Genomic DNA, 12,157 nt, shown 5'->3' with positions numbered 1-12,157 from the left:
TAGTGCAAAGCGGGCCGGAATTGAAGTATTTTCGCTGCCCGGCTTTCGAGTTGCTGGCGGCGTCAGGCCCGCCCGCGCAGGCGATCCGATAGCATCGAGCGGATGCGCTGCTCGATGACGCGGCTGACTTCCTTGCGGTTGGTGTGATGGTCGTAGTCCACGGCCTCACCGAAATCGACATCCACCTCGATCGCGCCTTCGCGCAGGATGCCGAGCAGATGGGGCGCAAGACCGGTATCGCCCGGCCAGGCGGCGATCGGCCGGTTGAAGCGTCCCATCGGCATTCCGTGGATGCCGGTGTAGGAGATCGCCACCGGCTGGACGTGAACCAGGCCGGTCGGCGAATGCGGTACGGCAGAGGCGGCAGCGCCGAACAGCGACGTCTTGATCTCAAGCAGGCGGTTGCCGTCCGAGGTCGTGCCTTCCGGGAAGAGCACGACGATCTCGCCGCCGGCCAGCCGCTGACCGATCTCGCTCACCTGTTTTCCCGTTGCACGCTTCTGTTCCCGCACGACAAAGATCGAAGCCTGCAACCGTGCGAGAACGCCGAAGACCGGCCATTGCTTGACCTCGGACTTGGCGACGAAGACGACATCGGCCACTGAGGACAAAACCAGGATATCCTTCCACGAGGCGTGGTTGGCGCACAGAAGCAGGGGCCGCCGGCGGTCAGGTATGCCGTGCACTCGCACCTTGATGCCGAGCAGGTAGCAGGCCATGCGGTGCCAGTAGCGCGGCAACAGGCGGCGTGGCTTCAGGTCCAGCCACAGGCAGACGATCTGCAGCGGTATCAGCACGAGCGAGGCCAGCGCCAGCACCAGCGCGAACAGGGCGATGCGCAGCCAATTGATCATCGAAAAGGATTTCCTGCGCCGTTCACGCACCACTCCGCATGGTTGTGCGAAGGTTTGGCTCATCCGATACGTGCCAAACCAGTCGGCTTCGCACTAGCGAAGATCGAGCCGCATGACAAGCGCGGCGGTTCGCTGTCCTGCCTTGTCCTGATAATAGGCACGGCGTTCGCCGACCTTGAGGAAGCCGAGCTTACGGTAAAGCCCGATCGCGGCCTGATTGGTCTCGTCCACCTCGAGGAAGAGCGTGTCCGATCCCTTGACGAAGGCTTCGCGCATCGCCGCCTGCATCAGCCGCCAGCCGAGACCGGAGCGGGCATAACGGGGATCGACGCCGATCGTCAGGATTTCGGCCTCGCCGGCAACAGCGCGCGACAGCACGAAACCGCCAAAGGCGGGCCGCAACGAACCGTTGGTCTGGCGGGCGACGAAACCGAACACCGTGTCCTGGACCAGCAGGGCATGGATTTCACCATCGCTCCAGGGAGAGGCGAAGCGCTGGCGATGCAGACCGGCGGCGGCGATCAGATCAGGCTCCTCCAGCGGGAAGATGTCGAACTCGGCACGGCGCGTGAAGTAGTCGGTTAAGCTCATCGGGGTCTAGGCTCGGGTCACAGCGAAGCCCGCTTGCGGCTTGGCGTCGGGCCCCCGAAGATATAGCGGCTTCGGCTTGGCCGAGGCTGGATCTGCGCCGGCTCCAAGCCGTGCGACCACTGCAATATCGACAAGATCGGCGGTCTTGACCGGTGTCACGGAGGTCAGGAGTTCGGCGCCCGAACCGGCAACGCCCCCCTCAAAACCGGCAAAGCGGTCGCGGGCGGTCATGACGGCGAGCGCTTCCGGCTCCGTGACGGCCTGGCCTGCCGCATCGAACGCCTGGACATAGACTTCGTCGCGCTTGGCGTCGATGGCGATCAGCACCGCTTTGCCCGGCGCCGCGGCGCGGGCTTCCTCCGCAAGAACGTGAAGTGAGGAAATGCCGACTGCCGGTTTGCCAAGCGCAAGCGCCAGACCGCGCGCGGTCGCGACCCCGACGCGAATGCCGGTAAACGATCCCGGGCCGATGGTAACGGCGATGCGATCGATATCGCCAATCGGGCGATCGGCGCTGGCGAGGGCCTCGTCGACGAACTCCATCAGCCGTTCGGCATGGCCACGGCCGATATCGGCCCCGGATTGTCCGAGAATGGCGTCAGAGCCACTGTCATAGATGGCAGCGGAACAGCCGGACCCGGAGGTGTCGATGGCAAGGACGATCATTTCAGTTGCAGCAGTTCCAGACGCATCCTGCCGCGACGCCCCATGGCATCGCGGTCACGCTTACTCGACAAACAGACCGGCCACGGCCCCGAAGGGCGCAGCAGTTCGCCATCGCGATATCAGACGGCTTCGACCGCTTCCACCTCGGGAACGAAGTGACGCAGCAGATTCTGCACGCCATGCTTCAAGGTCGCCGTCGACGACGGGCAGCCCGAGCAGGCACCCTTCATGTTCAGGAACACCGTGCCGTCCTTGAAGCCGCGGAAGGTGATGTCGCCACCGTCCTGCGCAACGGCCGGGCGAACACGGGTTTCGAGCAATTCCTTGATGGTGGCGACAATGGTCTCGTCGCCGGGCTCGAAGAATTCGTCTTCCTCATCCAGTTGCTCGGCACGGCCGGCACCGGCCATGATCGGCGCGCCGGACATGAAGTGCTCCATGATCGAGCCGAGGATGGCGGGCTTCAGGTGCTGCCACTCCTGCCCGTCCTTGCTGACGGTGATGAAGTCGTAGCCGAAATAGACGCCGCTGACGCCGGGAATCGAGAACAGCCGGGCAGCAAGCGGCGAACCGGCGCGGGCTTCTTCCTCGTCGCGGAACTCGGCAGTGCCGTTTTCCAGCACGACCTTGCCCGGCAGGAACTTGAGCGTGGCCGGGTTCGGCGTGGCTTCGGTCTGGATGAACATGTTTTTCTCCGTCTCGCCGGGATGGGTCCTCAACCGGCTCTTTAGAATAGTTCAAAAGAATATATGATCTTCGTTCCGCCCCCGCAAGGGCGCAAAGGGACGCAGCTCAGCTGAGCGCGTCGATTTCCTCGTCGGTCAGAAGATCCGGGATGACCGTCACCGGGATAGGGAAGGCTGCCGCCTTGCCGGCGATCGACGACACCAGCGGACCGGGACCTTCCTTTGCCGAGCCTGCGGCCAGAACCAGAATGGCGATGTCGCGATCCTCTTCGATGGCCGAGTGGATCTGCTCGGTCGCCGCCCCTTCGCGAATGACGATTTCCGGTTCTATCCCGATGCGCTCGCGCACGGCCTGCGCCACCTTGGCAAGGGTGGCTTCCGCTTCTTCGCGTGCTTCGGCGCGCATGATTTCCTCGACCCCCAGCCATTGCTGGAAGTCGCCGTCGGCGATGATGTAGAGCAGGACGAGACCGCCATTGGAATTCTTGGCGCGCATGCCAGCATAGTGCACGGCGCGGCCGCATTCCGGGGTATCGTCGATCACCGCCATGAATTTGCGGCGGTGACCTTCAAGTCGTGAGAGTCGGGTCGAGACCATGCGGCGAACATTACATTCCAGATTATCCGCCGCAAGGTCTCATTTTCGCCTTTTACTGCAGAAAGCCGATGATATCGCGAACCTCGGTCATCGTCTTTTCCGCACGCGCCCGCGCCCGCTCGCCACCGTTGCGAAGGATGGCGTCGATATGGGCGGTGTCGCCCATCAGGCGGCGCATCTCGCCGGTGATCGGTGCGAGAACCTCGACCGCCAGGTCCACAAGAGCCGGCTTGAACACCGAAAACTGCTGGCCGCCGAATTCGCCCAGCACCTGTTCCTTGGTCTTGTCGGAAAGGGCTGCGTAGATGCCGACGAGGTTGTCCGCCTCGGGACGTCCCTTGAGGCCGTCGAGCTCGCTCGGCAACGCGTCCGGATCGGTCTTGGCCTTGCGGATCTTCTTGGAGATGGTTTCGGCGTCGTCCATCAGGTTGATGCGTGAAAGATCCGACGGATCGGACTTCGACATCTTCTTGGTGCCGTCGCGCAGTGACATCACGCGGGGCGTAGCACCGCCGATCAGCGGCTCGACCGGCGGGAAATAGGCATGAACGGGCTCTTCGCCAACGACCGTGTCGACGCCGTAGCCGCGGGCGCGGATGTGCTCCATGAAGTCGATGTTGAACTTCTGGGCGATGTCGCGCGTCAGTTCGAGGTGCTGCTTCTGGTCATCGCCGACCGGAACGTGGGTGGCGCGATAGACCAGGATGTCGGCAGCCATCAGGCTCGGATAGGCAAGCAGGCCCAGCGAGGCGTTCTCGCGGTCCTTGCCGGCCTTGTCCTTGAACTGGGTCATCCGGTTCATCCAGCCGATGCGGGCGACGCAATTGAAGATCCAGGCGAGTTCGGCGTGCTGCGGCACAGCCGACTGGTTGAAGACGATGTGCTTTTCCGGGTCGATACCGGAGGCGATGAAGGCAGCGGCGATCGAGCGGATCTGCCCCTTCAAGTCCTCGTGCACGAGCTGGGCCGTGATCGAATGCAGGTCGACGACGCAATAGATGCAATCGTTGTTTTCTTGCAAAGCCACGAACTTGCGGATCGCGCCGAGATAATTGCCGAGATGGAGGTTGCCCGTCGGCTGTACACCGGAAAATACGAGCGGCTTGAATTCGTTCATGTCGTCCTCAATAGGCTGGTGGAGGGCCCCAGGGCTTGTCGCCCATGTAGCTAACGGCATGGCTTATGCACGTCGGACGGTGCGCAATCAAGTGGCCCAAATCCAAGCGGGCGATGCCGATTAAGATAGGCATCGCCGCTTTATCGCCGGATGGTTCAGGCGTCCGCGTCCGGGGTCGGTGCAGGGTCGGCCTTGGCCTTCGCCTTGCGCTTGATGTTGCGACGGATCATGCCGAGATTGGCGCCGCCGATACCGAAGGCGATCGCGAAATAGATTACCATGGCAACGGCGACCAGGCCGCAGAGCGTGGTCGCACGCACGATCAGGGGCGCTGCCGACGACACTTCGTAGGCCAGCCATTGCAGGGCAAAGTGCAAGGCGACGGCCATGCCGGCGGCGGCGATGACGAGACGGGGAATGCGGGTTAGAAGCGGGATGTCGCGCCCCCAGTGGCCACGCCAGACGAGCATGCCGAACAGGAGCACAGCATTGACCCAGCCGGCAACGATTTCCGCCGTGGCGATACCGCTTGCCCCCAGCCGAGGAAACAAGGTCAGCGCCAGCGACACGTTCACCGCAACCGAAATACCGGCAAAGATCATCGGCGTGCGCGTGTCCTCGCGGGCGAAGAAGCCGGGGATGAAGGCCTTGATCAGCACAAAGGCCGGCAGGCCGAGGCCGTAGATCGCCAGGATATGGCCGACGACCACGGTCGACGACGCGTGAAACTCGCCGCGTTCGAACAGCAGCCGGACGATCGGCTCGGACATCACCAACAGGGCAGCTGCCGCCGGCAAGGTGAGGAACAGGGTGAACTCCACCGAACGGTTCTGCAGGTTCGACGCCTCGGTGAGGTTGCCGGAGCGCAGCGCGCGCGCCAGTTCCGGCAACAGCACAGTTGCGACCGCGATGCCGACGACGCCCAGCGGAAGCTGATAGATGCGGTCTGCATAGACGAGCGAGGAGACCGCGCCCGCCTGCGCCGAGGCAATGTTGGTGTTGATCAGCAGGTTGATCTGGGTGATGCCGCCGGTGATTGCGGCCGGCAGCGCCAGCACCAGCAACCGCCGGACATTGGCCGTCAGCCGCGGCCGGCGAAAGCCGATCTTGATGCCGGCATTGCGCACGGCGACCCAGACGATCGCCAGTTGCACGAGACCGGCGGCCATCACGCCCCAGGAGAGGCCATAGCCGACGGCAATCGGATCCTGGCCCACGTACCAAGCATAGCCCAGGATACCGATGAGGATGATGTTGAGGAACACCGGCGCGATCGACGCGGCGAAATAGCGGTGCAGCGAATTCAGCATGCCGGCCATCATCGCGGCCAGCGACATGCAGGCGAGATAGGGGAACATGATCGTCGCGAAGATGACGGTGTTGCCGAGCTTTGCCGGATCGTTGGCGAAACCGGGCGCGATCAGGTTGCTGACGATGAAGGGCATCGTCAGTTCCATCGCGATCGTCAGGAACAACAGCACCGTGAAGAGGACGCCGAACACCTCTTCCGAGAAGCGCCGCGCGCCTTCCATGCCGTTCGCCTCGATCTCCTTGGCAAAGAGCGGCACGAAGGCGGAATTGAACGCGCCCTCGGCAAATAGCCGGCGGAAGGTGTTGGGCAGGCGGAAAGCGGTGTTGAAAGCATCGGCGACCGGGCCGGTGCCAAGGGCTGCCGCCATGAAGGTTTCGCGGATGAAGCCGAAGAGGCGGCTGCCGAGCGTGGCGCCGCCGACGGTTGCAAATTTCTTGACCAGACTCATGTTTCGGCTTTTGTCGTTCTTTGAGCGGAGGACGTGCCTGCAGCAGGCGCGATGATGCCGGACGGCATCCGGTCTCGGACCTCGTCGGCCTCGTCGGCCATGACGGCTTTCAGGCGGGCGGCGATGTTCATCTGGCGGTTTTCACTGGTGACCTTCTGGCCGACGAGATCGGTGATGTAGAAGGTGTCGATGACCTTCTCGCCGAAGGTGGTGATGTGCGCCGAGGCGATGTCGAGCGAAAGATCCGAGAGCACGGCGGTGATCTCCGACAGCAGGCCGGGGCGGTCGAGGCACTCGACCTCGATGACCGTGAACTTGTTCGACAGGGTGTTGCTGATCGTCACCTCGGGGGTGACGGTGAACGCCTTGTTGCGCTTCTTCACCTTGGTACGGCTGGCGATCACTTCGGGCAGGCGCTTGCGGCCGGACAGGACGTCCTCGATCAGCTTGCCGATGCTGGCCGCACGTCGCGTCTCGTCGCCATCAACCGGAAACTCGCGGTTGACAAGAATGGTATCGAGCGCCCGGCCGTCCGATGTCGTGAAGATCTGCGCATCGACGATGTTGGCGCCTGCCGCCGCACAGGCGCCGGCGATAACCGTCAAAAGCCGCGGATGGTCGGGCGAAAGCACGGTGATTTCGGTGATCGCGTGGAACTGGTGCGTGCGCACCATGGTCGACAGCGCCTTTCCGGCGGCGTCGGCCTCGCGGATGAAGCGGGCGTGGCGGATCTGGTCTTCAAGCGCCACCGTCAGCAGATAGGGCTGGTAGTGCAGCCGGACATAGGCTTCGCGCTCGCTTTCCTGCCAGTCGGTCAGGGCGTCGCTCAACATCGTTGCGGCATGGGCCGCACGCTCCTTGCGCGACAGCTCGGAGAAGCCGCCCGAAAGCAGGAGTTCGGTTTCATAATAGAGCGTGCGGAGCAATTGCCCCTTCCAGCCGTTCCACACACCCGGGCCGACGGCGCGGATGTCGCAGACGGTGAGGATCAGCAGCATCTTCAGCCGGTCGAGTGACTGCACCCGCTCGGCGAAATCGACGATGGTCTTGCGGTCGTTGAGGTCGCGGGTCTGGGCGACCATCGACATCGTCAGGTGCTCGTCGATCAGCCAGGCGACAAGCTCGGTCTGCTTCGGCGTCAGGCCGAAACGCGGGCAGAGCCGGCGCGCCACCTTGGCGCCGGCGACCGAATGATCCTCCGGCCGACCCTTGGCGATATCGTGCAGAAGCACGGCGACATAGAGCACCTCGCGCTCCTCGATCCCCGGCATCAGTTTGGCGACCAGCGGGTGGGCATCCTCCTCGATGCCGCGCTCGACCCGCGAGAGAACGTCGACTGCGCGCAGCAGATGCTCATCCACCGTGTAGTGATGATACATGTTGAACTGCATCATCGAGACGATCTTGCCGAAATCCGGAATGAAGCGGCCAAGCACACCCGCCTCGTTCATGCGGCGAAGGATCAGCTCCGGCTTGCGGCGCGAGGTCAGGATCGACAGGAACAGCCGGTTGGCTTCCTCGTTCTCGCGCAGCTGCGGCTTGATCAGGCCGAGCGAGCGCGTCACCTGGCGAAGGGCTGCCGGGTGGAATTCGAGATTGTTGATATCGGCGATGTGGAAGAAGCGCAGCAGATTGACCGGATCGCGCTTGAAGACGTCGGGGCTCGCCAGCGCGATGCGCCCGCCGTCGTCAACGAAATCGAGGGTGCCGGCGATCTTGCGGCTGCGATGGGTGAAGCGGCCGATGATGCCGGACAGGCCCGGCGCGTCCTTTGCCTGCTGATCCTCAAGCGCTGCGCAGAAGATGCGGGTGAGGTCGCCGACGTCTTTCGCCACCAGGAAGTAGTGCTTCATGAAGCGCTCGACCGCTGAAAGGCCGGGATGGTCGTGATAGCCGAGTGCCTCGGCGATCTCGCGCTGGATGTCGAAGGACAGACGCTCCTCGGACTTGCCGGTCAGGAAGTGCATGTGGCAGCGCACCGCCCAGAGGAAGTCCTCGGCCTTCTGGAACAGCTTGTATTCCGTTCGCGAGAGAACGCCGAGCTTCACCAGGTCGGCCGAATCCTTGACCCGGTAGAAATACTTGGCGATCCAGAACAGCGTGTGCAGGTCCCGCAGCCCGCCCTTGCCTTCCTTGACATTGGGCTCGACCAGGTAACGGGTGTCGCCGGCCTTGCGGTGGCGCTCGTCACGCTCGGCGAGCTTGGCGGCGATGAAATCCGGCCCGGTGTTGCGCACGATCTCATGGTCGAAGCGCGTTTCGAGCTCGGCCGCCAGCGTTTCCGACCCACAGATGTAGCGGGTTTCAAGGATCGCGGTGCGGATCGTCATGTCGGCGCGCGAGAGCCGGATGCAGTCCTCGATCGTGCGCGTGGCGTGACCGACCTTGAAGCCCAGATCCCACAGAATATAGAGCATGAACTCGATGGCGGGCTCTGCCCAGACGGCTTTCTTCACCGGCAGCAGGAAGAGCAGGTCGATGTCGGAGCCCGGCGCCAGCGTGCCGCGACCGTAGCCGCCGACGGCAGCAACCGCGATGCGGCTTGCCGGCGGCGCATTGGCCGCGTCAAAGATCTCGTTGAGCACGAAATCATGCAGCACCGTGATCAGCTGGTCCTGCAGCCACGAAATGCGTTCGGCGCAAAGAATGCCGCCGCCGTCGCCGGCAAACAGTTCGCGCGCCTTGGCGCGGCCTGCAACATTTGCCTGCTTGAAGGCGGCAAGCAATGCCTGGCGCATTGGCTCGCGCTGCTCGGCATGGGCCGATGCGATGAAGTCGCATTTCGCCCGAAGCGCTGCGACATCGAGAATTTCGGGAAAGGAAGTTTCGTGTCTGCCCATGAAGTGCCGAGGGGCGTCCTGTCCGACTGGTTGCGTGATCCGCTGTTTGAACAGCGTTCCTGCATGCTCCCATCCGATCAAGGCCGAACCGGGACCGTGCAGCGTTCGAATTACTACCGGCTGATCGCCACGCCCTTTCAGGGCGCGCGGCGCTGTATAGCCTTTTTCATCGGCGCATGCACAGCAAAAACAGCGCGCCCGTCATCGGGCACTCAGTTCCTTCTTCAGCGCGTAGAGCGCATCGAGCGCTTCACGCGGCGTCATGTCGTCAGGGTTGAGCGCCTTCAGCGCCTCGTCAACCCTGGAGTTCCCGGCGGGCTTGGCCTCTTCGCGGCGGATCGCCACCTGGAACAGCGGCAGATCGTCGATCAGCTGGCTTGCCGGGTTCTTGCGATCGGCGTCTTCGAGCTTGGCGAGCACGTCCTTGGCCCGGGAGACCACCGAGGCCGGCAGCCCGGCGAGACGGGCGACCTGGATACCATAGGAGCGGTCGGCCGCACCCGGCCCGACCTCGTGCAGGAAGATCACGTCGCCGTGCCACTCCTTGACGCGCATGGTCGCGTTCGACAGCCGGCCCAGCTTTTCCGACAGCACGGTCAGCTCGTGGAAATGGGTCGCAAACAGGCCGCGGCAGCGGTTGGCCTCGTGCAGGTGCTCGACCGAGGCCCAGGCGATCGACAGGCCGTCGAAGGTGGCGGTGCCGCGACCGATCTCATCGAGGATAACAAGCGAGCGATCGGTCGCCTGATTGAGGATCGCCGCCGTCTCGACCATCTCGACCATGAAGGTCGAGCGTCCGCGGGCGAGATCATCGGAGGCGCCGACGCGCGAGAACAGCCGGTCGACGATACCGATATGGGCGCTTGCGGCGGGAACGAAGGTGCCCATCTGCGCCATGATGGCGATCAGCGCGTTCTGCCTGAGGAACGTCGACTTACCGCCCATGTTGGGACCGGTCAGCAGCCAGATCGCTCCACCCTCTTCGCCAGATGGCGGCGACAGATCGCAGCCATTGGCAACGAAGGCACTGGCCGCCTGGCGCTTCAGCGCCTGCTCGACGACGGGGTGGCGGCCGCCCTCGATGGCAAACATGCGCGTGTGGTCGACGACCGGGCGGGCATAGTTCTGTTCTTCCGCAAGGATCGCGAGGCCGGCTGAAACATCGACGGTCGCAAGCGCCAGCGACGCCGCCTTGATGACCTCGGCCGCCGAAACGACATCAGTCGTCATCGCCTCGAAGGCGGCAAGCTCGATCGACAGCGCCCGATCGGCGGCATTGGCGATCTTGCTCTCGAGTTCGGCAAGGGCGGTGGTGGTAAAGCGCATGGCATTCGCCATGGTCTGGCGATGGATGAAACGGGCGCGGCCCTCATCGGTGTCGGTCATCGAGCCGGCATTGCCCGCCGTCACCTCGATGAAGTAGCCAAGCACATTGTTGTGCTTGATCTTCAGCGACTTGATGCCGGTCTCTTCGGCATATTGCAGCTGCAGCCCGGCGATCACCCGGCGGGACTGGTCGCGCAAGCCCCTGACCTCGTCGAGATCGGCATTGGCCCCCTCGCGCAGGAACCCGCCATCGCGCTTGAGGAGCGGCAGCTCGTCGGCCAGCATCGCTTCGAGGTGGTCGAGGACGGACGACGGCAAGGCGTCGATCGCTGCGCGCGCCTCAACGAGTTCCTCGGAAAGATTGCCCGAGGCCATCAGCCCCGAGATCGATGCCGCCGCCCGAAGACCGGCCTGGATGGCGCCGAGATCGCGCGGACCGCCGCGGCCGAGCGCGAGTCTCGACAGCGCGCGTGGCATATCGGGCGCGCGCCGCAGTTGATCCCTGAGATCGCCCGCAAAGGACGGCTGGCCGGCCAGGATCTCGATTGAATCGAGCCGCTGGTTGATGCGATCGGGATCCGTCAACGGCGACATCAACCGCTCGGCCAAGAGCCGCGCGCCGCTGCTCGTCACCGTCCGGTCGAGCGCCTTCAGCAGCGTGCCTTCGCGGGCGCCCGACAGCGTCTTGACCAGTTCGAGGTTGGCGCGCGTCGCCGGATCGATAAACAGTGTCGAGGCAGCGCTCTCGCGCTCGGGCGTGCCGAGGGCGGGACGTTCGGCAAGCTGGGTCTTTTCGACATAGGAGATGGCAGCGGATGCGGCCGCCATTTCGGCGCGCGAAAAGCTGCCGAAACCATCGAGCGTCTTGACGCCGAAATAGCGGGCGATGCGGCCCTCGGCCGTGGCACTGTCGAACAGCACGGCCGGCTGCGGCACCGCCACCCGGCCAAGCACATCGAACACGGCACGCAGTTCCGGATCGTGGAAGACGGTGTCGGCGAGGATCAGTTCACGCGGCTCGATGCGCAGGATATCGGCGAGCAGCCGGCTCTCAGCCGTTTCGGCAAGCCGGAAGACCCCGGTTGAGATATCGATCCAGGCGAGCGCATAGGCCGGTTCCGAACTGCTCTTGATGCGCGCGAGCGCCATCAGATAGTTGGTCTCGGATGGCGAAAGCAGCTTTTCCTCGGTAATCGTTCCCGGCGTCACCAGCCGGACGACGTCGCGGCGCACGACGGATTTGCCGCCGCGCTTCTTGGCTTCGGCCGGATCCTCGACCTGCTCGCAGACGGCGACGCGGAAGCCGAGGCCGATCAGTTTCTGCAGATAATCGTCGGCGGCATGCACCGGCACGCCGCACATCGGGATTTCCTGCCCCATATGCTGGCCGCGCTTCGTCAGCGTGATGCCGAGCGCCCGCGATGCCTCGACGGCGTCCTGGAAGAACAGCTCGTAGAAGTCGCCCATGCGGTAGAACAGCAGCGAATCCGGGTTGTTCGCCTTGATCTCGATGAACTGCTCCATCATCGGCGTGGCCGTGGAGCGGCTCTCCTCGGTCGCCAGTTCAGCTGCAGAAAACACCTCGCCGGAGCGGCTCGATTGGTCTGTCACGAAATTCATGATTGTCCCGAAAAAAGAGATGGCACACTATCGCCAAGCAATTATAGACGACAACCATAAAGAGGCGGCCCGACAGGGTCGCCCACAGGAGGATAGAGG

9 protein-coding genes are annotated in these 12,157 nt (G+C 63.8%); all 9 read right to left on the bottom strand.

Translation table 11 applies throughout. The features are described from left to right. Positions 1-62: 62 nt before the first annotated feature. The 9 genes from olsA to mutS all read right to left on the bottom strand — a co-directional run bounded on the left by olsA (position 63) and on the right by mutS (position 12,058). Complete coding sequence (gene olsA, locus LPJGGPFB_RS03870) at positions 63-854, bottom strand: lyso-ornithine lipid O-acyltransferase (RefSeq protein WP_173418821.1); 792 nt, start codon at positions 852-854, stop codon at positions 63-65. A 93-nt stretch (positions 855-947) separates the two neighbouring features. Continuing rightward, entirely contained in the window at positions 948-1,445 is a 498-nt protein-coding gene (locus LPJGGPFB_RS03865; RefSeq protein ID WP_173418820.1) for a GNAT family N-acetyltransferase, read from the bottom strand. Between the two features lie 6 nt (positions 1,446-1,451). After that, positions 1,452-2,111, bottom strand: coding sequence for a tRNA (adenosine(37)-N6)-threonylcarbamoyltransferase complex dimerization subunit type 1 TsaB (gene tsaB, locus LPJGGPFB_RS03860; RefSeq protein ID WP_173418819.1), 660 nt, complete (start codon positions 2,109-2,111; stop codon positions 1,452-1,454). Between the two features lie 119 nt (positions 2,112-2,230). Continuing rightward, positions 2,231-2,797 (bottom strand): NifU family protein, encoded by a 567-nt coding sequence (locus tag LPJGGPFB_RS03855; protein WP_077502982.1) that lies wholly within the window; start codon positions 2,795-2,797, stop codon positions 2,231-2,233. A 106-nt stretch (positions 2,798-2,903) separates the two neighbouring features. Then, complete coding sequence (locus LPJGGPFB_RS03850; protein WP_077502983.1) at positions 2,904-3,395, bottom strand: universal stress protein; 492 nt, start codon at positions 3,393-3,395, stop codon at positions 2,904-2,906. Between the two features lie 52 nt (positions 3,396-3,447). Beyond that, complete coding sequence (gene trpS / locus LPJGGPFB_RS03845; RefSeq protein ID WP_173418818.1) at positions 3,448-4,512, bottom strand: tryptophan--tRNA ligase; 1,065 nt, start codon at positions 4,510-4,512, stop codon at positions 3,448-3,450. A 155-nt stretch (positions 4,513-4,667) separates the two neighbouring features. Then, positions 4,668-6,272: a murein biosynthesis integral membrane protein MurJ gene (gene murJ, locus LPJGGPFB_RS03840; RefSeq protein ID WP_173418817.1), complete on the bottom strand. Its 1,605-nt coding sequence runs from the start codon at positions 6,270-6,272 to the stop codon at positions 4,668-4,670. After that, positions 6,269-9,112 (bottom strand): [protein-PII] uridylyltransferase, encoded by a 2,844-nt coding sequence (locus LPJGGPFB_RS03835; protein WP_173418816.1) that lies wholly within the window; start codon positions 9,110-9,112, stop codon positions 6,269-6,271. Before LPJGGPFB_RS03835 ends, murJ begins: the two co-directional genes overlap by 4 nt. Positions 9,113-9,313: 201 nt before the next feature. Next, complete coding sequence (gene mutS, locus LPJGGPFB_RS03830; protein WP_173418815.1) at positions 9,314-12,058, bottom strand: DNA mismatch repair protein MutS; 2,745 nt, start codon at positions 12,056-12,058, stop codon at positions 9,314-9,316. Positions 12,059-12,157 lie beyond the last annotated feature (99 nt).

Source organism: Ensifer adhaerens (genome assembly GCF_013283195.1).
Classification (GTDB): Bacteria; Pseudomonadota; Alphaproteobacteria; order Rhizobiales; family Rhizobiaceae; genus Ensifer; species Ensifer adhaerens_G.
The sequence above is the reverse complement of the archived record's forward strand: the minus strand, read 5'-3'. Positions and strand labels throughout refer to the sequence as shown.